30 protein-coding genes are annotated in these 21100 nt (G+C 36.2%); 18 read left to right on the top strand and 12 right to left on the bottom strand.

Annotation, left to right across the window (positions count from 1 at the left end; genetic code table 11):
* Positions 1-9: 9 nt before the first annotated feature.
* Entirely contained in the window at positions 10-429 is a 420-nt protein-coding gene (locus tag FUA48_RS12350) for a hypothetical protein (protein WP_147583811.1), read from the bottom strand.
* Between the two features lie 338 nt (positions 430-767).
* On the opposite strand from FUA48_RS12350, the gene FUA48_RS12345 reads away from it, so the two are divergent.
* The 3 genes from FUA48_RS12345 (at position 768) to FUA48_RS18595 (ending at position 1924) form a co-directional block, all read left to right on the top strand.
* Positions 768-1238: a Panacea domain-containing protein gene (locus FUA48_RS12345; RefSeq protein ID WP_147583810.1), complete on the top strand. Its 471-nt coding sequence runs from the start codon at positions 768-770 to the stop codon at positions 1236-1238.
* The gene (locus FUA48_RS12340; RefSeq protein WP_147583809.1) at positions 1239-1649 is read left to right on the top strand and encodes a hypothetical protein; all 411 of its coding nucleotides are present in this window, start codon (positions 1239-1241) and stop codon (positions 1647-1649) included. It abuts the gene before it with no gap.
* Between the two features lie 146 nt (positions 1650-1795).
* Positions 1796-1924, top strand: a complete 129-nt coding sequence (locus tag FUA48_RS18595) for a hypothetical protein (protein ID WP_262712735.1) — start codon at positions 1796-1798, stop codon at positions 1922-1924.
* Here the strand turns inward: FUA48_RS18595 and FUA48_RS18390 are convergent.
* From FUA48_RS18390 to FUA48_RS12325, 4 genes are read right to left on the bottom strand one after another with little or no spacing between them, the layout of a single operon-like run.
* On the bottom strand, positions 1921-2070 hold the full coding sequence (locus tag FUA48_RS18390; protein WP_168196982.1) for a hypothetical protein: 150 nt from the start codon (positions 2068-2070) through the stop codon (positions 1921-1923). The two genes, FUA48_RS18595 and FUA48_RS18390, sit on opposite strands and share 4 nt — an antisense overlap.
* 1 nt (position 2071) lies before the next feature.
* The gene (locus FUA48_RS18485) at positions 2072-2395 is read right to left on the bottom strand and encodes an HNH endonuclease signature motif containing protein (protein ID WP_205729407.1); all 324 of its coding nucleotides are present in this window, start codon (positions 2393-2395) and stop codon (positions 2072-2074) included.
* Positions 2392-2862, bottom strand: a complete 471-nt coding sequence (locus FUA48_RS12330) for a hypothetical protein (protein WP_147583808.1) — start codon at positions 2860-2862, stop codon at positions 2392-2394. The genes FUA48_RS18485 and FUA48_RS12330 overlap by 4 nt, the downstream gene beginning before the upstream one ends.
* Positions 2837-3283: a hypothetical protein gene (locus tag FUA48_RS12325; protein ID WP_147583807.1), complete on the bottom strand. Its 447-nt coding sequence runs from the start codon at positions 3281-3283 to the stop codon at positions 2837-2839. The genes FUA48_RS12330 and FUA48_RS12325 overlap by 26 nt, the downstream gene beginning before the upstream one ends.
* Positions 3284-3373: 90 nt before the next feature.
* Here FUA48_RS12325 and FUA48_RS12320 point away from each other — a divergent pair, with 90 nt between their 5' ends.
* Both FUA48_RS12320 and FUA48_RS18385 read left to right on the top strand, forming a co-directional pair.
* Complete coding sequence (locus FUA48_RS12320) at positions 3374-3595, top strand: helix-turn-helix domain-containing protein (protein ID WP_147583806.1); 222 nt, start codon at positions 3374-3376, stop codon at positions 3593-3595.
* 69 nt (positions 3596-3664) lie between these two features.
* A complete protein-coding gene (locus tag FUA48_RS18385) occupies positions 3665-3808 on the top strand; it encodes a hypothetical protein (RefSeq protein ID WP_168196981.1) in 144 nt (47 codons plus the stop codon).
* On the opposite strand, the gene FUA48_RS18380 is transcribed toward FUA48_RS18385, so the two are convergent.
* Positions 3798-3962 carry a hypothetical protein gene (locus tag FUA48_RS18380; protein WP_168196980.1) on the bottom strand — a complete coding sequence of 55 codons (165 nt, stop codon included), beginning with the start codon at positions 3960-3962 and terminating at the stop codon, positions 3798-3800. The genes FUA48_RS18385 and FUA48_RS18380 overlap by 11 nt on opposite strands.
* 119 nt (positions 3963-4081) lie before the next feature.
* Here FUA48_RS18380 and FUA48_RS12315 point away from each other — a divergent pair, with 119 nt between their 5' ends.
* The 3 genes from FUA48_RS12315 (at position 4082) to FUA48_RS12305 (ending at position 6045) form a co-directional block, all read left to right on the top strand.
* The gene (locus FUA48_RS12315) at positions 4082-5065 is read left to right on the top strand and encodes an IS1595 family transposase (protein ID WP_147583805.1); all 984 of its coding nucleotides are present in this window, start codon (positions 4082-4084) and stop codon (positions 5063-5065) included.
* Complete coding sequence (locus tag FUA48_RS12310) at positions 5058-5654, top strand: NUMOD4 domain-containing protein (RefSeq protein WP_147583804.1); 597 nt, start codon at positions 5058-5060, stop codon at positions 5652-5654. The genes FUA48_RS12315 and FUA48_RS12310 overlap by 8 nt, the downstream gene beginning before the upstream one ends.
* A gap of 148 nt (positions 5655-5802) precedes the next feature.
* Entirely contained in the window at positions 5803-6045 is a 243-nt protein-coding gene (locus tag FUA48_RS12305; protein WP_147583803.1) for a hypothetical protein, read from the top strand.
* A 323-nt stretch (positions 6046-6368) separates the two neighbouring features.
* Here the strand turns inward: FUA48_RS12305 and FUA48_RS12300 are convergent, their stop codons facing one another.
* Positions 6369-6644 carry a hypothetical protein gene (locus tag FUA48_RS12300; protein ID WP_147583802.1) on the bottom strand — a complete coding sequence of 92 codons (276 nt, stop codon included), beginning with the start codon at positions 6642-6644 and terminating at the stop codon, positions 6369-6371.
* A 101-nt stretch (positions 6645-6745) separates the two neighbouring features.
* A complete protein-coding gene (locus FUA48_RS12295; RefSeq protein ID WP_147583801.1) occupies positions 6746-7237 on the bottom strand; it encodes a DUF6646 family protein in 492 nt (163 codons plus the stop codon).
* Between the two features lie 180 nt (positions 7238-7417).
* Here FUA48_RS12295 and FUA48_RS12290 point away from each other — a divergent pair, with 180 nt between their 5' ends.
* The 4 genes from FUA48_RS12290 to FUA48_RS12275 all read left to right on the top strand — a co-directional run bounded on the left by FUA48_RS12290 (position 7418) and on the right by FUA48_RS12275 (position 10373).
* The gene (locus tag FUA48_RS12290; RefSeq protein WP_147583800.1) at positions 7418-7975 is read left to right on the top strand and encodes an RNA polymerase sigma factor; all 558 of its coding nucleotides are present in this window, start codon (positions 7418-7420) and stop codon (positions 7973-7975) included.
* Positions 7968-8516, top strand: coding sequence for a hypothetical protein (locus FUA48_RS12285; RefSeq protein ID WP_147583799.1), 549 nt, complete (start codon positions 7968-7970; stop codon positions 8514-8516). The genes FUA48_RS12290 and FUA48_RS12285 overlap by 8 nt, the downstream gene beginning before the upstream one ends.
* A complete protein-coding gene (locus FUA48_RS12280) occupies positions 8497-9549 on the top strand; it encodes a DUF4097 domain-containing protein (RefSeq protein ID WP_147583798.1) in 1053 nt (350 codons plus the stop codon). Before FUA48_RS12285 ends, FUA48_RS12280 begins: the two co-directional genes overlap by 20 nt.
* A gap of 95 nt (positions 9550-9644) precedes the next feature.
* Positions 9645-10373: a head GIN domain-containing protein gene (locus FUA48_RS12275; RefSeq protein ID WP_147583797.1), complete on the top strand. Its 729-nt coding sequence runs from the start codon at positions 9645-9647 to the stop codon at positions 10371-10373.
* Between the two features lie 179 nt (positions 10374-10552).
* Here FUA48_RS12275 and FUA48_RS12270 read toward each other — a convergent pair whose 3' ends face one another.
* Both FUA48_RS12270 and FUA48_RS12265 read right to left on the bottom strand, forming a co-directional pair.
* Complete coding sequence (locus FUA48_RS12270) at positions 10553-11593, bottom strand: PLP-dependent cysteine synthase family protein (protein ID WP_129751334.1); 1041 nt, start codon at positions 11591-11593, stop codon at positions 10553-10555.
* Between the two features lie 80 nt (positions 11594-11673).
* Entirely contained in the window at positions 11674-13803 is a 2130-nt protein-coding gene (locus FUA48_RS12265; RefSeq protein ID WP_147583796.1) for a S9 family peptidase, read from the bottom strand.
* Between the two features lie 260 nt (positions 13804-14063).
* Between FUA48_RS12265 and FUA48_RS12260 the strand changes: the two genes are divergently transcribed.
* From FUA48_RS12260 to FUA48_RS12250, 3 genes are all read left to right on the top strand, one after another.
* Positions 14064-14387, top strand: a complete 324-nt coding sequence (locus FUA48_RS12260; RefSeq protein WP_129751332.1) for a YbaB/EbfC family nucleoid-associated protein — start codon at positions 14064-14066, stop codon at positions 14385-14387.
* Positions 14388-14472: 85 nt separating this feature from the next.
* Positions 14473-15024 carry a hypothetical protein gene (locus FUA48_RS12255; RefSeq protein WP_147583795.1) on the top strand — a complete coding sequence of 184 codons (552 nt, stop codon included), beginning with the start codon at positions 14473-14475 and terminating at the stop codon, positions 15022-15024.
* A complete protein-coding gene (locus FUA48_RS12250) occupies positions 15025-15345 on the top strand; it encodes a hypothetical protein (RefSeq protein ID WP_147583794.1) in 321 nt (106 codons plus the stop codon). It begins immediately after the preceding gene.
* A gap of 66 nt (positions 15346-15411) precedes the next feature.
* Here the strand turns inward: FUA48_RS12250 and FUA48_RS12245 are convergent, their stop codons facing one another.
* Positions 15412-16437 (bottom strand): threonine aldolase family protein, encoded by a 1026-nt coding sequence (locus tag FUA48_RS12245; protein ID WP_129751329.1) that lies wholly within the window; start codon positions 16435-16437, stop codon positions 15412-15414.
* Between the two features lie 48 nt (positions 16438-16485).
* Here FUA48_RS12245 and prfB point away from each other — a divergent pair.
* The 3 genes from prfB (at position 16486) to FUA48_RS12230 (ending at position 20295) form a co-directional block, all read left to right on the top strand.
* A protein-coding gene (gene prfB / locus FUA48_RS12240) for a peptide chain release factor 2 (protein WP_147583793.1) occupies positions 16486-17584 on the top strand; the annotation gives its coding sequence in 2 pieces (ribosomal slippage) (positions 16486-16548 and positions 16550-17584; 1098 coding nt in all).
* A gap of 127 nt (positions 17585-17711) precedes the next feature.
* Positions 17712-18935, top strand: a complete 1224-nt coding sequence (locus FUA48_RS12235; protein ID WP_147583792.1) for a GAF domain-containing sensor histidine kinase — start codon at positions 17712-17714, stop codon at positions 18933-18935.
* Between the two features lie 136 nt (positions 18936-19071).
* Positions 19072-20295, top strand: a complete 1224-nt coding sequence (locus FUA48_RS12230) for a GAF domain-containing sensor histidine kinase (protein WP_129751326.1) — start codon at positions 19072-19074, stop codon at positions 20293-20295.
* A gap of 93 nt (positions 20296-20388) precedes the next feature.
* On the opposite strand, the gene FUA48_RS12225 is transcribed toward FUA48_RS12230, so the two are convergent.
* Positions 20389-21054: a hypothetical protein gene (locus FUA48_RS12225; RefSeq protein WP_147583791.1), complete on the bottom strand. Its 666-nt coding sequence runs from the start codon at positions 21052-21054 to the stop codon at positions 20389-20391.
* Positions 21055-21100: the final 46 nt, after the last annotated feature.

The following is a 21100-nucleotide window of genomic DNA, read 5'->3' as shown; positions in this document are numbered from 1 at the left end:
GTTGTATAATCAGTTTAACTGATCACTCTCACAAAATGTATTAATATCATAAGGCAGAGAATTAAAAAACTTTAAATAGATATAAATTAACTCTTCATTTCTAAATCCGTAGACATCTATTTTTTTCTGATTGTTTACATAAATTTCAGTGTGCTTGCCATCGTGTGCAAATTTCCCTGTCACCAAATCCGTTCCTTCAATACTATCAAGCTTTTGATTAATAGCATTTAAATCTTCAGCAAATTTGATTTTAAATACAGTATCAATATCAATCCTATCAAAATCCTTAAAATCAGATTTATAAAAATCCTTAGTCCTCCCTCTGATTAGTTTACCTTCACCAGATTTGTTATACAATAATAAATCGACACAAGTTCCCGGTCCTCTTGATAAAATTTTGAGGTCGTAGTTACCATTCTCCTCATCCATACACGAGACTAAACTGATTACACAAACTATATAAAATAGCTTAACAAGGACATTCTTTTTATAATTATACTCCATATTGTACAAATATTATTACTCAATAACTTCATATTCCCCAGCCAGCGTGAGCGGGATGCTTGCAACAGCATTAAGGAATATATAAATGCCCTTATAGACATTAAAATTTAGGTAACTATATACAATATTGCACTAAATGAAATTATGGAAAATATAATGATTGAGCCGTCTTTTATAGACGGTTTTTTATTTTAGTAATGCGACTAAAATCTTTATGGATTTATTTATTAAGTTTGTTAAATAAATCAAAAGTAGAAAGTATTATGCCATATTCACCAACATCTGTAGCAAATTATTTCATCGATAAGTACGGCAAAAATGGTCAACTTACTCCGATGAAATTACTAAAGTTGACTTATATAGCATATGGATGGTTTTTAGCGGTAACTGAAAATAAAGAGAAGTTACTCAGTGAAAAACCTGTAGCTTGGGACATGGGGCCAGTTTTTCCCTCTCTTTATTCAGACCTAAAAAGGAATTATACAGATTTCAATATTAAAACTAAAATCCCTACTCCAGTTAAAGAGCATGTTTCTGAAAGGGATGCTAAGTTTTTAGATAGGATATGGAATATATATGGTAGGTATGATGGCGTCTATTTGAGTGCATTAACCCATCAAGAAAATACTCCTTGGCAAGAGGTTTATTGTAAAGGGTGTAATTCTATTTTAGATGATGATACAATTTATAACCACTATAAAGAAAAATTAGATAAATCGAAAGATAATAAATAGATGAGTAGTTTTGACGAAAACTTAGCTGCAATACCGTTTCAAATTGAAGATGCTCCTACTCAAGGGGAAATTCGCAAAAGCGAATATGATAGCAAGATAATGAAAGCGGATTTTGAAGCATCGAAAAAGAATAGGTTTGATACAAATACAACACTAAGAAAGCAAATGTCTTATTGGGCAGCTGTTATTGTATCACTATGGCTAGGTTTTGTCGCTGTCGTTCTTTTATATAATAACACTCGTCTATGTTTTAGCGATGGTGTACTAAACACGCTCATTACAACAACCACAATTAACGTTATAGGTATTATTTTGATTTGTTTCAGAGACTTGTTTAACGGTAAATCAGAAGATTTAATGAAACCTGCACCAAAGAAGCTAAGAAAGGTGAAGAAAAGAACATTACTGTAACAAATCGTTTAAGAAAAAAGACGGAGTGAATATATCGCCCCGTCTTAAAACTATTGCAACCACACCTTACCTTAATTGCAATCGGTGTGCAAATTTAATAATAAATGTTTAACCGCCCTATAAGGGCATTTTTAATTTTTGAAATTATGGAAAATGATATATTAGACTTAAAAGTAAGCGAGTTATTAACTCATTTAAAAGGAATGTCTTACTTTGAAATCCGGCAAATAATTAAAAAGATAAGCGATGAGGCTGAAAAAATCTGTAAGTATTAATTCTTTTCTAATCTTCCTATTGCTGATTCGATATAAACTAATCTTGTACAAATATCACTCATTGTATAAGGAGTTTCTAAACTTTCAGTTTGTAAAACTATTTTCTCTAATAGTTCAATAATTCTTTCTGCTTGTTCTTCTGTCATATTAATTGGTTTTAGTTGATTTACTTTTAGCTTCACAGGCTGTCTTTTTTCTATGCTCGGCTATAGTCAATAATTGCATATTATCAGGACAGTCTGTGCCACCTTGCGATAAGGGGATTATATGGTCTATCTCATACCCTTTTGGGGTGTGGGTTAGATTGTGTAATTTAAGAAATTCCTTTTTATTCTGATAGCTTCTTTTTACCATATTTCCGCCATGAGAATAACAACGGTTAATGTAATAAGTGGTACAGTCAACTGTGAAAGTATCAGCTTGAGCGAAGCATGAAAGAGAAAGCGATATAAAAAGGATTAGGAGTTTCATATTCTATCCTTTAAGTAATAAAAATATGATTGACCAGAAAGATGTATTAAATAATCTATAACATTGTCGGTTCCTTCTACGTATACTACCACTTTACTCAAGTCAGGATTTTTATAATCACTATATTCTGACTGAATTATGTAGTCTTCGTATTTCGTACCTTCAATTAGTCCATAGTAAGTTGTATGTTTAAAAGCTCGATTGTTTGAGGCTTCAATCTCACGTCTTTGCAAGTCTATTTTTTCTTTATAGTACCATTCATCTATTTGTGTTGAAGTAACTTTTTCATCTAAAGATTTTTCTAAGTCGTCTACTTTTGAACTTAACTCATTTAATTGATAATATAGGTCATCTACACTATCTGTTAAATCTTTAACTTGAATATTTAGATAAATTATATATCCAATAGAACCAATTAATAGAACAAAGAATATTGATTGTTTATATGTAAAATCTTTGAACAACATAAGACGTTAAATTATTATAGACACCATTAAAATAGTTTTCATAAATTTCAATTATAGCCATATTATAATCTGAATTACTAACATAAATAAGAAACTTACAGCCATGAGGTGTTAGATATTCATATATTGAAACTTCGTTTGTTTGGTTTACTCTACTTCGAGAATTGACTTTGTAAGTAGTTGTTGTTTTATAATCTTTACCTAACCAACCATCATTAAGCATAAGGATTGTATATTGAGAAATTTTGAAAGCTTTTTCTCCAGTGCGCGTTTCAATAGACCCCATTCCTTCAAATCTTTTAGTTTGATAGTTGTAAGTTGATTTTTCAACGGAAAGAGTTAGAAACATACCTGCTTCTGGGCTTTGAGAGTAAACCCAATAAAATTGGAAGATAGTTAATATTAATAAGAACTTTTTCATAATTGTAAGGTTTAAAAATTTTTCAAATATAACTATTTCAGACGCATATATGCTTCCAGTCTAAAAAATATTTGTAGTGACCTTTGGAATATGAATATTTCAGAGGAGAAATACTTAATCGAACTCGGTAATAAAATAAAGCATTTCAGAGAGGAAAATAATCTTTCACAAGAAGATTTAGCCAATGATTGTAATATTCCTAAATCTCAAATCGGACGAATAGAAAGAGCTGAAATAAATACTACTATCCGTACATTGATTAAAATAGCTTCTGCATTAAATATACCTGTAAAGGATTTAATAGACTTCTAATTATAAATATAAATTTTATCTTTTTGTATTAGTGAAAATTGAATAGTATTTTTGCATAAAACATTATAAATGAAGATAAAAGAATATGTTACCGAATATTATATAGACGGGGAATTATATGGAGCGAGTGTTTTTAGTACCTCGTTTGAAGAAGCTCAAAAATTAGCAGACCAAAATAAAAGAGGTGAAATTGTGGTGGGTTTTATTCCGTAAAACCATTTAAACCTGCATTTCTTTTTGCACTATATTTAGTAGTGAAGCCCTGACCTGATGAACCTACAATTTTACCGTTAGCCTTAGAATTAGCTCTCCACCTCCACTTTTTATCAGAGTCGCTTTGATAAATGGTTAAAATATATTTTGCCATAACTTATTGATTTATGTAAATATAAGTGAAAATTTAACACAATTTACATAGTAGATAGTTGCACTAAATTGAAATATTATTCTTATATTTAAAGTGTAATTCATAACCGTTTAAATGTCATGTTTAACACCAACATTAAATCAATTCTCGACTTATTACAGGCTTTCCCAACGGAACAGCATTGTATAGATTATTTAGAAAATCTTATGTGGTCGGGCACTCCTGTCAGTCCTTATAATGCAGAACATAAGGTTTATAAATGTGCTAATAACTATTATAAAGACAGTGTACTTAACAAGAGGTTCAATATTCTAACTGGTACTTTTATGGAGGGTACAAAAATACCTTTACAAAAGTGGTTTATTGGGGTGTGGCTTTTGACCTCTTCAAAGAAAGGGTTGTCCTCTGTAAATTTAGCACAGCAGTTAGGAATAACACAAAAGTCGGCTTGGTTTTTAGCACATAGAATAAGGGCAGCTTTTAACATAGAGAACACCACCGATGAAAAGTTTTCTGACATCTCTATATGTGAAACGGACGAAACATTTTTTGGAGGTAAGAATAAAAACCGACACAAGGATAAAAAGGTACAGGCATCACAAGGCAGAAGCTGGAAGGATAAAACAGCAGTGACAGGGGTGTTACAAAGAGGCGAAACAGAAATAATAAACGGCAAGAAAGTACAGATAACAAACAGCAAAGTAAAATTAAGAGTAACTGTAAATACTAAAAGAGAAGTTATACAACCATTCTTAAAAGAAGTTGTAGAAAAACATGCCACTTTAATTTCTGATGAATGGCACGGGTATAAAGGATTGGATAATTATTTTGACCACCATGTAGTAGACCACGGCAAAAAGCAATATGTAGACTATGACAACCCCGAAATACATTCAAATTCAATGGAGAGTTTTTGGGGAATTATGAAACGCGGATTTAATGGGATTTACAATTGGTGGTCAAGGAAGCACATACATAGATATTGTGACGAATTTGCATTTAGGTTTAACACTAGAGCAAAATCTAATTCAGAAAGATTTGAATACCTATTACGAAATATAAAAGTAAGATTGAAATACAAACAATTAGTTTTAAATGATTGAATATTTAGAAAATGAAATCTGGAGAGATGTTTTAAATTATGAAGGGTGTTACCAAATAAGTAATTTAGGACGAGTTAAAAGCGTAGAGAGAAAAGTTAAATCCTCACGGTCAAAGACAGGATATAGGACAATCAAAGAGAAATTAATGACCCCCTTATTATCAAAATATGGATATTACAGAGTGCATTTAATGAAAGAAGGTAAGTCGTTTATAGCCATGGTGCATAGATTAATTGCTGAAGCATTTATTCCGAATCCTAATAATAAACCACAAGTGAATCATATAAACCTTATCAGAACGGATAATAGAATAGAAAATCTTGAATGGATGACTAATAAGGAAAACATGAGACATGCTTGGGATAACAATTCAGCAAATAAAGAAGCAATCAAAAAAGCTACTATTATAGCACAAGAGAGAAACAAAAAAGCAGTTATACAATACAATGTTAATATGGAGATTGTTAAAACATTCCTGTCTATAAAAGATGCATCTGAGGAGTGTAATATCAGGCACAGTAATATAGGAATGTGTTGCAGCGGCAAAATAAAAACAGCAGGAGGTTTTATATGGAAATATGTGGCTTAATTTACAATTGGTGGAGCAGAAAACATTTATTCAGATACTGTGACGAGCATGTTTATCGTTTCAATTTAAGAGGAATGACAAACAACGAACGCTTTAATTACTTATTTTTGAACTCAACAGTAAGATTAAAGTACAAAGACTTAATAGCATGAAATTAAAATCATCACAATTAATAAAACTCAACGTGAGATATGCGGTACATGAGAACGAGCTTTATTTTGATGTACTTGAAATAAAAGACTTGTTCCCCGAAAAGAAATTTCCACCCGATAAAATAAAAAGTCTTCCTATAGGCGGGGTTTATGTAAATACAATTCGGGCAGAAGATATAGAAGACATGACAGATTTTGACAAAACAATGGTTCAGTTTATGAAAGCTAAACCAAAATAAGAAAGGGGCGTATCGCCACACCCCTTAATAATCCTCCTACTTACACTTTCGTTTAGTAGGCATACTTCTCATGTAATAATCTCGACCTTGTGAAAGGTTTTGACGATAAACACGTGTGAATTTCTTTTGTTTGTTTCCTGTTGCAGCCATTTTTCTGTTAATTTTAGGCGATTAATAATAAAAGGTGATTCAGGTTCACCACTTGACCTTCTTCGTTTATCAAGTGTTGGGCAACAGAAAGCAAATTAAAGATAAGTAAAAAAGTAATCCCTCTTTAACAGGAGGGATTTTTAATTTAAAACTTAGTGCAATATTGTATATAGTTACCAAAATTTAATAGAGTTTGATTTCAAAATATCTTGCAATCTTTTTACTTCATCTATCAATTCAGGAATTACATTTCGAGCCATAGCTATAAAATCCTGATCTTCTTCTCTCATCATATCAAGTTCAATATCATATCCTCTTTCACCATCAACTCCAGTCATTATAAAACTACTTCCGCTAGTATGATCCCTTCCTTCTCTAAAAGATTTCCAGGGTCCTTTAGTAGCTTTGTTGGTTATTTCCTCTATTTTATTTAAATCAAGTTTTTCCATCAATTTATAACTTACATTTTACTGGAGGTGTGAGCATTGAGATATCATTTATCATAAAAAAGGCAGCCAAACAGACTGCCTTTTATTATAGTTAGTTGTTTTTATAAATTAAACGAAGCCCCTATTTGCCATATAAACTGATTGTTGTATTTATCAAAACCTTCTGGACTGCTTTTGTAAGTCGCAATTGGTATAGATGATTCAGTGTAAAGTCCGAATCCGTCAGTAAAGAAATAACGGAAACCTAAATGAGCCCCAAAATTATGGATGCCAAGGTTAAGCCCCGGATAAACATCAAGCTGCTCTAAACCTATTACGTCGCTTAAGTTAGCATTAAGGCGCACTTTAGCATCTACCCTGTCTACAAAATCGGCTTTCTCTCCCAGTATCTCATCGGCACCCAGCATATAACCCGCCTGAAAACCAAAAGAAAGATTATCGCCAAGACCAAAATCTACAGTGCCGGCAATACCGCTTCCGCCATCCTGAAGTGTGGCCCCTATTTGCAGTTTAGTATCTCCTTTTCCGTTAAATGCCTGTGCACTTAAAAAATTAGCCGCAAACAATGCAGCCACTACAATAATTTTCTTCATGGTATAAATTTGAGATGATTACCCTGTAAATATAAGGGAAAATCAAATTAGCCGCAATCTAAAATTAACAGGAAAAATAAGCCCTCAATAAAAAACAGTACTTTTAAGGTGATATTTTTTTTGGCCAACTGTAACAATTTAAAAAGCTATCAGTCATTATAATAAACCGGGCAACAAAAGTTGGAAAGAACAACCTCTGATATCAACCATCTGATTACACTATGCAGGGCGGGCAACCGTAATGCGCAGTTTGAGGTCTATAATATGTATTATAGGGCCATGTACAATACTGCACTTCGCATAGTAAAGGATGAACATTGGGCCGAAGATGTAATGCAGGAGTCGTTCTTAAAAGCTTTTACAAAGCTCGATTCGTTTAAAGGTGAAGTAGCCTTTGGCGCCTGGCTTAAAAAGATTGTAGTTAATCACAGCCTCGATAACTACAAGAAACTTAACCGGGATGCTATGGACCCTATAGATAATGTGTTATATAAACTTGAAGACAATGATGACGGCGAAGAGGCAAAACTGGATTTTCAGCAGCTGCAGCTGCAACAGGTAATGGGCGCCATACAGTCTTTAAACGAAAATTACCGGTTAGTACTAACCCTGCTTTTTATAGAAGGGTACGATAATGAAGAGATAAGTGAGATAATGCAGATAACGCCCGGCAATTGCCGGACAACCATAAGCAGGGCTAAGGAAAGTCTGCTTAAAAAATTACAACACCATGAATGAGGATAAAAATTTAAACGAACTCTTTAAACGCCTGGAAGGCCAGTGGGACAACCACGAGCCTGTACTGGGACACCAACAGCGTTTTTTAGACAGGCTTGACGGTAAAAAGAAAAAGCATTCGCCTATTCTTATACTGCTGCCTATTGCCGCTGCCGTACTTATATTGTTCGGGATTTTTAATGTGTACAACGAAGATGCAAACGGTAACAACAATCAGCAGGTGGCTACTGTATCGCCTAAGGTACAGGAAACCCAAACCTACTTTGCCGCCATTATTGAAAAAGAACTGGCTAAGGTAGAAAAGGAAAAAAGCCCCGAAACCCAAATGATTGTACAGGATGCCTTAGTGCAGATGAAAAAACTCGAGCAGGACTATGATAAGCTTACGCAGGAACTTATACAAAAAGGTGAAAGCAAACAGCTTATACATGCTATGATTACCAATTTACAAACACGTATTTCGTTTTTAGAAGATGTGCTTACCCGTATAGAAAATATCAAAAAAATTAAAGAAGACTACCATGAAAACGCTACCACTTAAATTGATGGCTGTACTCCTTATTATCCCTCTTTGCAGTTTTGTTACACGAGAAGTTAAAGGGAAGTACACCAAGGAAAAAAAAATACAGAAGGTATACCTTGTTAATGCAGATGCCGGACTTGAAGTAAACAACCAATACGGAAATATATATGTTACCACCTGGGACGAAAACAAAACCAGTGTAGATGTTGTTATAAAAGTATCGGGCAATAACGAAGACAAGGTAAACAAAAGGCTTAACGGTATTGATGTAGCCCTTAATGCCACAAAAGGCCTGGTTTCGTGCAAAACCCAAATAGAGGGTTCAGGATCTGGAACCAGTATAGAAATTAACTATACCATTAAAATACCACGTAAAGGTGCTATAACGCTTAAAAACCAGTATGGTGGCATAACACTGGGTACCATTAACGGAGCCTCTCAGCTTAAATGCCAGTACGGCAATATTAATGCAGGCGAACTTAACAACGGTTCAAACTATATTAACATGGAGTATTGCGACGGCAGTAGCATAACCTATATCAATAACGTTGATATTAAATGTGAATACTCAGGAGTAAACATTGCCAAGGCCAATACGGTTAATGCAAAAAGCTCTTATACCAATTTTAGTATTGACGATGTAAAAGATATTTCACTTAACGCTGAATATGGTGATGTAAAAATCAAGTCAGCAAACAGGGTGAATGTTTCAGGAGATTATGTAGGATTGCGTTTTGGCACCATTAACAAGTCTCTGTATCTTAATTCTAATTATGGCAATGTAGATATCAAGAACATTGCAGCAAGCGTCGAGACAGTTACCATAAACAGTACGTATACCAATGTAAATATCAACATGAGTGAAAACTTTAGTTTTGACTTTGATTTTTCTCTCGAATACGGTAACCTTAACGGGTACAAAGGGCTCAACTTTACCCAAAAGAATATAAAGAATACCAGTGCCCAGTATAAAGGGTATTGTAAGAAGAGTGGAACTAACAAAGTATCCATAAACTGTGAATACGGAAATATCAATCTAGGAAGTAATTAAAAAAAGTAAGTAATCTAAAACAACCATTTATGGAACAAAATCGTCTTACATTATAAGACAATCAATCATCATCATCAATCAAAAAATCAATCATCATGAAAAAACAGTTATTATTGTTAGTGGGGCTATTCACCCTGCTAACAAGTGCCGCACAGGCACAGGAGCCAATATATGGCAACGGGAAAAAAGTTAAAGAACAAAGAACAGTTACTGAATTTACATCGCTTAGGGTAGACGGGCCTTTTGAGGTACAGTTAGTATCGGGCACTACAGGCTCTATTACCCTTGAAGGATGTGAAAACATACTACAGCTTGTTGAAACTGATGTTACCGACAGGACACTTACCATACATTTACCTAAAGGCATCAATTTCAAGGCACACAAAAACAATAAGGTAAAAATTAAAATACCTTATTATACCTCACTAAACGAAGTTTATCTAAAAGGATCGGGTACCATTACTGCAAACCCTACACTTAAAACCAATATGAAGGTTATGCTTGAAGGAGCGGGAAGTATAGATCTTGACCTATATGCCGCTCAGGGAGAAGCCTGCGTACTGGGATCGGGTACTATTAAGCTTACGGGTGCCATACAGGACTTTCAGTGTAAAGTTATAGGTTCGGGCAGCCTGGAAGCTAAAAAACTTGAATGCGCTAATGTAGATGTTACCGTATCAGGTTCAGGTAATGCCGATATAGTTTGCAATAAAGCCATTACAGGAAAAATAAGCGGTTCCGGCAACGTGATTGTTGACGGTAACCCTAAAACGCAGGATTTAAAGCGTCAGGGAGGCGGTGAATTCCGAGCAGCTGCGTTTTAACCTTTTTATACTTACTTTTCATTCACTTCGAAAACCATCCCCTGAGCCGGGATGGTTTTTTTAAACCTAAGCGTTACTCAAAATCATAATATACCGGATAGCATTATCCGTATACCTGCATCCAACAAAAAAAGCCATCCTTAATAGGATGGCTTTTTAATATCGTTGGTACAAATCTATTACTTAATAAATTCTATTTTTTGAGTTTCTTCAACATTAACACTGTCAAAAAAGCCCTGCTCATTCATCCACTCATCACTAAATACTTTGCTCATATAGCGCGATCCGTGATCAGGGAATATCATGATAACGTTGCTGTTCTCATCAAACTCGCCTGCTTCAGCATATTGCTTAACAGCCTGTAATGCAGCTCCGCTGGTATACCCAACAAAAAGGCCTTCTGTTTTTGCAATGTGCCTTGCGGTGTGCGCACTGTCTTCGTCAGATACCTTAATGAATTTGTCTATTACGTCAAAATCAGTAGCAGTTGGGATAAGGTTTTTACCTAAACCTTCTATTCTGTAAGGATAAATCTCCTCGTTATCAAATTCTTTAGTTTCGTGGTATTTTTTAAGTACCGAACCAAAAGCATCAACACCTAAAATCTTGATGTTTGGATTTTGTTCCTTAAGGAAACGGGCAGCACCCGAAATAGTTCCGCCGGTACCGCTACAGGCAACAAGGTGGGTAATTTTACCGTTTGTTTGTTCCCATATTTCCGGTCCTGTAGAGTTATAGTGAGCGTCTACATTTAAGTCGTTAAAGTACTGGTTAATGTAAACAGACCCTTTAATTTCTTCGTGAAGCCTTTTAGCAACATTGTAGTAAGATCTCGGGTCATCAGCAGATACGTTAGCAGGGCAAACATAAACTTTTGCTCCCATAGCGCGTAACATATCAATTTTGTCTCTTGATGATTTAGAGCTTACTGCCAGTATGCAGTCATAACCTTTAATAATGCTAACCATAGCAACACTAAAGCCGGTATTACCCGAAGTAGTCTCGATAATAGTGTCTCCAGGTTTAAGGATACCTTTTCTCTCGGCTTCTTCAATGATGTATAATGCAATCCTGTCTTTAGTTGAATGGCCCGGATTAAATGCCTCTACTTTTGCGTAAAAATTTCCTTTTAACCCTTGTGTAACTTTATTGAGTTTAATTAGTGGTGTATTCCCAATTAATTCCAATACATTATTATAGGCTTTTATTTCTTCTTTCATAAAAAATAAGTTAGTAAGGTAAACTATATACAAAGTTTAATTGACCTCAAAACCTTGCAAATCTAACAAAAAAAATTTAATTACTCCTGAATTCCTTCCAAATCTAGTAAAAAACTATACTCTTTGGCGACCTCTTTTAAGGCTTCAAATCGGCCCGAAGCCCCGCCGTGTCCTGCATCCATATTGGTGTCAAGATACAGCTTATTGCTGTCGGTTTTTGTTGCCCTTAATTTGGCTACCCATTTGGCCGGCTCCCAGTACTGAACCTGAGAGTCGTGTAGTCCTGTTGTAACAAGCATGTTAGGATAATCCTGTGCTGTTACGTTGTCATAAGGTGAATACGACTTCATGTAATCATAATACTCTTTTTCATTCGGATTACCCCACTCGTCATACTCTCCCGTTGTTAATGGGATAGAATCGTCTAGCATAGTGGTAACAACATCCACAAAAGCTACCTGTGCGATAACTCCGTGGTACAGCTGCGGTGCCATATTTACAACAGCACCCATAAGCAGCCCTCCTGCCGATCCGCCCTCGGCATATAAGTGCTCCGGCGATGTATATTTTTGCTCTATTACATATTTAGAGCAGTCAATAAAGTCTGTAAATGTATTTTTCTTTTTAAGAAGTTTACCGTTTTCATACCATTCCCTGCCCAGGTCTTCCCCGCCCCTTATGTGTGCAATGGCATAAATAAAGCCTCTGTCTAAAAGACTAAGCCTTATGGATGAGAAATACGGGTCCATACTGGCACCGTAAGAACCATAAGCATATAACAGTAACGGATTACTGCCATCCTGCTTAATGCCTTTGCGGTAAACCATAGAGATAGGCACTTTGGTACCATCTTCTGCGGTAGCCCATACCCTTTTCTCCTCATAATTATTTTTATCAAACTTACCTCCCAGTACTTCCTGCTCTTTCCTAACGGTTTTTTCGCGGGTTTTCATATTAAAGTCGATAACCGAACTTGGCGTAGCCATAGACTGGTAGCCGTAACGCAGCACATCGGTATCAAAATCAACATTAGTAGTAGTGTAAGCTGTATAGGTTTCTATATCAAACGGAAGATAGTACTCATCTGCACCACTCCACGGGCGGATACGTATTTTATTTAGTCCGTTAGAACGTTCGCTAACCACAAGGTAGTTTTTAAAAATGTCTATACCTTCCACAAGTACATCCTCACGATGCTCAAGCACATCGGTCCAGTTTTCCATACCGGTCTTATCTTCCGGCGTTACCATAAGCCTAAAGTTAGTAGCCTTATCCTTATTGGTAACTATATAGAACTTATCGCCGTAGTGGCTAATGTCATATTCAAGGCCGCGTGTCCTTTTCTGGAAAATCTTAAATTCTCCTTCAGGCTTTTTGGCATCCAGTATCCTGTACTCGCTGGTAAGGGTACTGCTTGAACCTATTACAATATATTTTTTAGATTTCTCTTTATAAACAAAAGTGCTAAAGGTATCGTCTTTCTCATGGAAAACAAGTTCGTCTTTAGCCGTATCGTTACCCATTATATGTTTGTATATCTTTTCCGAACGAAGGGTAACAGCATCTTTTCTTGTATAGAAAAGCGTTTTATTGTCGCCGGCCCATGTAGAACCGCCTGTAGTATTTTCTATTTTAAACGGAAGCACCTCTCCGGTCGTAAGGTTTTTTACCTGAATGGTATACTGCCTTCTCGAAACGGTATCTACACCAAAAGCGGCCCATTTATTGTCTTCGCTTATGTTGATTCCGTTTAGCTGAAAGTAACTGTGGCCTTCTGCCATCTTGTTACAGTCAAACATAATTTCTTCGGGTGCATCAAGGCTTCCTTTTTTGCGGGCATAAATTGGGTAATCTTTGCCTTTTTCATAACGGGTAATATAGTAGTAGCCGTTATACAGGTAAGGGACAGAAGAGTCGTCTTCCTTAATCCTGCCTTTCATTTCCTCAAAAAGCTCTTTTTGAAACTCTTTAGTATGGGCAGTGGCATGTTGGTAATATTCATTCTCTTTATTAAGATAATCAATTACCTCCGGGTTTTCCCTCTCGTTTAGCCAGTAGTAATTATCTATCCTAACATCGCCGTGTTTTTCCAGTTTATGGGGTTTAATTGCAGCCACGGGTGCTGCTTCGGTTTCTGTCATTTTAGATTTTTTAGTTTGGTCGCATGCAAAAATAACACAAACACAACTTAAAAGTAAGTGTTTTTTCATTCTTTTAAATGATTAGCATTTAACTACGCAATTTAATATTTTTAGGTAATATTTTTTATAAATTCAAAAAAATGTTTGCACAATAATCGGTTAATAACTATATTATAGTGCATAGTATGCAAAAACACATTTAGCAATATGTGTGAACAAACTGTTAACCTCCTCCCTCTTTCTGCGTGTAAGCGTTAAAGAAGGATTAAGGCGGTGTAAAACATTTTCATTTTTTAATATTTTTGCGAACTAATTAAAAACAAAAAACAATGTTTGGAGATATTATGGGTATGATGGGTAAACTTAAGGAGACCCAGCAAAAAATGGAAGAAACAAAAAAAAGGCTTGATACCGTACTGGTAGACGAGCAAAGCAGTGACGGACTATTAAAAGTTACGCTTACGGCTAACCGCGAAATAAAATCGGTTACTGTGGCAGATGAACTGTTAGAAGATAAAGAACAACTTGAAGATTACCTGGTACTGGTTATGAACAAAGCCATTGCAAAGGCAACATCGGTAAACGAAGCCGAGCTTGGTGCTGTAGCTAAAGACGGCATGCCTAACATACCGGGTATGGACATGTTTAAATAATAACTATTATTAAAGATTTTAAAAAAAGCGCGGATTAATTATCCGCGCTTTTTTATTATACTTGCTTAACCAATAAACCATACCTATGTACCGTATAGAAACCAAAAACAATAAAACCTCTATTGAGTTTACCGTTAAGCCTGCTAATTTTTTCTATAGATTTATATTGCTGTTTTTTGCTTTAGCACCGCTGCTTACAGTAATAAGTTTTAATAGAAGAATAGCGAGTCCGTTTGCGCTTTTTATCATATTTGTAGCTTTTGGCATGTTATCTCTCTTCCTCTTCAGGCTGTTGTTATGGAATATTTATGGCAAACAACTCTACACCATAAGCAAAGCAGAATTTACTTCGATTAACGATTACGGTTGGTTTAAAGACAATCCAAAAACTATTACACCCATAACCGAATTTAATGCGGTTTTTATCGATTTAAACAAATCTTCTGAACTTTTAGAGTTCAACGAAACTAACCTGAGTACTGTTTCCAAAAAGAGTGAATGTGTTATTGCCTTTGTGGTAAATCAGGAAATACATCAGTCGGTAATAAAACAAAACCCGGAAAGCCTTAAGAAGTTTGGTTCTGTTATATCCGAAATCAAACGTGACATAATGAACCTGGAAATTTCTTTGAGTTAGATGAGAAAGAAAGTAAAATTATATATAGTAGGCTTTGTAATCCTTCTCATAATAACCGACAGATACATATGGATGCATAATAGAACCAAAGAAACATGGTTGTATGAGTCCGGGACTTATTTAGGCGATCCTATAGCAAACAATCAGGATTTTGAAATAACAGGTTCTACCGTGATATTTAAACAAAATCCTCAAAAACCTGCAGATGCAAACCTTAATCGCAAAAACAGCTTTTACTTTTCCGGCTGTTATTTTGGAAGGCTTTTTCTATATGATAAAACTAATGAAGAACTTGTAGTTTATTCACGTAAAAGTATATAACCTAAAGAAGACGAGATTGCCACGTCGTTCCTCCTCGCAATGACAACCTAAAGCCGAAACCCCAAACTATAAAGTAAGCTTCTGCAACGTTTCCATTACATAGTCGTGCATTACGCCTTTGTAATCTAAATGAGTTACAATACGCAGTTTACCTTTACCCAGCGAACTTATAAAAATGCTTTTCTGTTTTAGCTTTTCCATCAGTGTAGCCTCACTGTATTGGGGCTTTATAGAGAAAATAAGAATATTGGTTTCTACCGGCTCTACTTTTTCAACCCACGGTAATTGCTGTAAAAGATTACCTATGTCTTTTGCCTTTTTATGGTCTTCCTCAAGTCGGCCTACGTTGTGCTGTAAAGCATAAAGCCCTGCCGCTGCAAGATATCCAGCCTGGCGCATACCGCCTCCCAATATTTTTCTTACACGCAGTGCCCTGTTCATGTCTTCTTTACTCCCCAACAGTATAGAGCCCACCGGAGCACCAAGTCCCTTACTAAGGCAAACCGAAATGGTATCAAACAAATCGCCAAATTGTTTTGGGTGTTGCCTTCTTGCCACAAGGGCATTCCAAAGCCTTGCACCGTCAAGATGGTATTTAAGGTTATGAGCAACACAAACTTCTTTTATCTGCGCTAGGGTCTCAATATCATAACAGGCGCCACCGCCTTTATTTGTAGTATTTTCTAAACTAACCAAACTCGTTAACGGACTATGGTAAAAATCGGGCGGGTTAATGGCCTCCGCCACCTGCCCTGCCGTTATCATGCCCCTGTCTCCGTCAATAAGCCTGCACGATACTCCGCTGTTAAACGATGCTCCTCCTCCTTCATAGTTATATATGTGTGCATATTTATCGCATATTACCTGCTCCCCGGGGTTAGTGTGCAGTTTAATGGCTGTTTGGTTTGCCATAGTGCCCGAAGGAAAAAATAAAGCTGCCTCCATGCCAAATAAATCGGCTACGGATTGCTCCAGTTCGTTAACGGTAGGGTCCTGCTTATAAACATCATCGCCTACCCGCGCCCTAAACATATGCTGCAACATATCGTGAGATGGCTTCGTTACCGTGTCACTTACTAAATTTATTTCCATATTATGAAAAGTATAGCTTATTTTTGCAATACAAAACTACATTTATTTATGACAAATACCGAACAAATTAAAGGTATTATGGAGCGCCTTGGTGCGCTGAGGAGGTATCTTTGACATCGACAGGAAACTGATTGAGATAACCAACGAAGAAGAAAAAACCTTTGCACCCGACTTTTGGAACAACGCCAAAGAAGCCGAAATTGTTGTAAGAAACCTGCGCTCTAAAAAGAAGTGGGTAGAAGATTATGAAAAAGGCATGGCGATGGCCGAAGAGCTACAGGTGATTTACGAGTTTTTTAAAGAAGGTGACGCGACCGAAGCAGAACTGGACGAGCAGTACCAGCTTACTACAAGCCACATAGAAAACCTTGAGTTTAAAAACATGCTTAGCGACGAGGGAGATTCCCTTAGTGCCGTATTGCAGATTACAGCCGGTGCCGGTGGTACCGAAAGCTGTGACTGGGCATCTATGCTTATGCGTATGTATATTATGTGGGGAGAAAAAGAAGGCTACAAAATACGCGAGCTTAACTTCCAGGAAGGTGAGGTTGCCGGTGTAAAAACCGTTACACTGGAGTTTGAAGGCGAATATTCCTTTGGATACCTGAAGGGTGAAAACGGTGTACACAGGCTTGTGCGTATTTCTCCGTTTGACAGTAATGCCAAAAGGCATACCTCATTCGCATCGGTATACGTATACCCACTGGCAGATGACACTATCGAAATTGATATCAGCCCGGCAGACATTTCCTGGGAAACAATGCGTTCCAGTGGTGCGGGAGGACAAAACGTAAATAAGGTAGAAACTGCAGTACGCCTTCGCCACCACCCTACCGGAATTATCATTGAAAACTCAGAGACGCGTTCACAGCTTGACAATAAAACAAAAGCTATGCAATTGTTAAAATCACAGCTTTATGAAATTGAGCTTAAAAAACGTCAGGCAGTTCGTGATGAAATTGAGGCCAACAAGATGAAAATCGAATGGGGCTCACAAATACGCAATTACGTGATGCACCCTTACAAACTGGTTAAAGACGTGCGTACATCATACGAAACCAGCGACGTAGATGGCGTGATGAACGGTAACATAGATGAGTTCCTTAAAGCCTATTTAATGATGATGGGACAAAAAGGCGACGAATAGCAGGATTTATCTGTAAACTTCAAAATTAACATCCTTTCTTACAATAGGTTTACAAAATTTATTGTAAATTAGGGTGTTTTTTGTTTACAACTGTTTAATGTTGTATAACCAATAAATCCTCCCACAAATGAATCATATAGCTGACTTTTTTATACCCGAAAATGACAGCCTCAGGTTGCAAAAGCTGTATGAGTACCAAATACTTGATACCCACCCCGAGGATACTTTTGACAAGATTGCCCACCTGGCAGCTAAAATATTCAAGACCCCTTATGCCTTTGTTACTTTTGTAGACGAAGACAGGGTGTTTATAAAAGCAAATGTTAGTCCATTTGAAGGTAATGTGGTTCCGCGTGAAAAGTCGCTTTGTGGCATGGCTATCATGGATGAGGATTGCACCATTATTTATGATGCACTGGAAAACGAACAGTTAAAAGACAGCCTGCTGGTTAAAAAGAAAAACGGAGTACGCTTTTATGTAGGAGCACCACTTCGCAGCCCCGAAGGTTATTTGTTAGGAACCGTTTGTGTAGCCGACAAAAAGCCCCGCACAGCAAAAGTGAGTGCCAAAAAGCAGGAAATGCTTAAAAACCTTGCCGATATAGTGGTTAACAAGCTGGAACTTCGCCTGCGCTATAAGAACCTTTTAAAGGCACAAAACGAACTGATGAACATTACGCTTCATGAGATAAAGAATCCGTTGGCGTCCATTAAACTTGCTAACGACGTAATTAAAAAAGACCCTACCCGATGCGATAGTATGTACAACATGGTTAGGGAAAGCGTTACCCGTATACAAACCAAACTGTCTGATTTACTTAAACACAGTGAAGAGGAAGAAGTTCAGCAAAAACTAAGCATTGAAGAAACCAATTTAAGAGAGATATTTGATTCTCTGCTGGAAAGTTTTCAGCTACAGGCAAACAAAAAAAGACAAACTATTTTCCTGCATTACGGCAGCGGCATACCCCCTGTTTATATTGATCGAAAAAAGATTACTGATGTCTTTCACAACCTGTTAAGTAATGCGTTAAAATATTCCTATTACGACTCAGAAATTAACATATCCGTTAAAAGAGAAAAAGATACGGTGGAGATTGAATTTCACGATAACGGACAAGGACTCAATCAAGAAGACATAAGCAAGCTTTTTACCAAATTTGCAAAGCTAAGCGCAAAACCTACAGGCAAGGAAACCTCAAACGGACTGGGGCTTTCCATATGCAAAACAATGGTAGAAATGCATCATGGCAAAATACATGCTACAAGCCCCGGAAAAGAAATGGGAACCAGCTTTTTTGTATCGCTTCCACTTATTTATGAGGTGGAAAACGAGCCTTTTTTACCATAATTTTATACTTTACTACACTATCCGTTATAACATTTCGCTAAAGTTTTATTTGTACGAAATTTAAACTTACCTTCGAAGAAGAAAGAAGTAGAAAAAGGAGTTTATCCCCACACAAAAAACTCTTTTAGGAGGCAAAATGATTTATACCAGACCAACATCCATAATCCCGTTAAACGACGCACAAAGGTTGGAAAAACTTTATGAGTACAGGATACTTGATACTCATAGTGAAGAGGCGTTTGACAAGATTGCATTGCTGGCGGCACAAATTTTTAACACGACAAGTGCGTTTATATCGTTTGTGGACGAAGACAGGGTGTTTTTAAAGTCTAACCTGAGCCTTCTTCGTAATAATATTATAGACCGTAGGGACAGCTTATGCTCGCTTGCCATACTTGAGGATAATGTTACGGTATTTAATGATACCCATACATCTCCTGATTTAATGGAAAGCCCATATGTTGCAGGTGAAGACGGCATTCGTTTTTATGCAGGAGCGCCATTAAAATCTCCGGAAGGCTATACAGTAGGTACCGTTTGCGTGGTAGATACTGTTCCGCGTGAGGTTACCGATTCTCAGCTTGACATGCTTAAAACACTGTCTAAAATTATAGTGAATAAGCTGGAAAGCCGCATGCGCTACCGCAAAAGCATAGAGTCGCAAATAGACCTTATGAATATTGCATTGCACGAAATTAAAAACCCGTTGGCATCTATTAAGCTTGCTAATGAGATTTTAACCAAAGACACCACAAAGGTAGAAAGGATGAGCGGCATGATAAAAGCATGTGTGCTGCGTATTCAGTCAAAACTTAGTGACCTGCTAAAACAGGCCGAAGAAGACGAACACAGGCTTACATTAAATATTGAAGAAGTAGACTTAAATGAGATTTTCAATAAGCTGCTTATAAGTTTTGAATTACTGGCAAACAGGAAAAACCAGGCCATACAGCTTGAGCACGATCCTAAGCTGCCAAAAATATATGCCGACAAGGTAAAAATTGGAGATATTTTACACAATCTGGTTAGCAACGCACTAAAATATTCTTATGCAGGCACTACCATAAGGATAATTGCAACACTAGAGGATAATTTTATCCGTATAGAAGTTCAGGATGAAGGACAGGGATTAAGCCCTGCAGATATAAGCAAGCTGTACACTAAGTTTGCAAAATTAAGCTCTAAGCCAACAGGCAAAGAAAACTCAAACGGACTGGGATTATCTATCACCAAATCGTTTGTAGAGCTGCACCATGGCACTATTGAGGCAAAAAGTGCCGGAAAGGATAAAGGATCTTCCTTTATTGTTTCACTTCCGCTTAAATATGAAAAAGAAGACCTGCAGGAATATTTTGGATAGGTATCCTGCATTATAATTCAATATCTATATTCTTAAACCGAAAAGCCCGTAGGTTGGTGATTAACTACGGGCTTTTTTACTATTTATGATTTTCTATTTTTCATCTTTCTTTGCGATATATTGCATTATATCTCCCGGATTCATGATTGGAGCTGATGTTGACGAATAAACCGGACTAAAGATTAAAAGATAAACACTATCATCTTTCCTGAAAAAAGCAATATCAGACCTAAGTTTACCACTTTTCTTTTCTTCAACGTACATCCTTACATTTGGCTTATCATTAAAATATGTAGTTAGATAATTATACTCTGTACTATAAACACTAAGGGTATCATTTGAAAATATTTTTTCCATTTCACCATTTGAAGAAAAATGTATTGAATTCTTTTCCTTTATTTTAGATAACCCGGCCAGATTATATTTTAATTCATAGTATCCTCCTTCAAGAATATTATATGAAGAATTAGAGCTGTTAAAACCTTTATTTCTCTCAATTATCAGTTCACACTTTCTGTCTGCTTCACTTATTTTAATGATATGAAGTTTATACTTATCATCTATAATATAATCTCCTATAATACCTTTACCATTATAACTATAACTACCTAATAATTGATATTGAAAGCTTTCTTTTTTAAAAAACCGTTTTATTCCAATTACATCCTGTTCACTATTATAATCAAAAAACTCTACAGGCTCCATGCATGAAATAAAAAGTAATGGAATAGACAGCAATAGCAAAAAGCACTTTTTCATTGTTTAAGGTGTTTGGTTAATTCATGTAAAAATAAAAAAAAGCATA

This window comes from Flavobacterium alkalisoli, from assembly GCF_008000935.1.
In the GTDB taxonomy this organism is placed as follows: domain Bacteria; phylum Bacteroidota; class Bacteroidia; order Flavobacteriales; family Flavobacteriaceae; genus Flavobacterium; species Flavobacterium alkalisoli.
The sequence above is the reverse complement of the archived record's forward strand: the minus strand, read 5'-3'. Positions and strand labels throughout refer to the sequence as shown.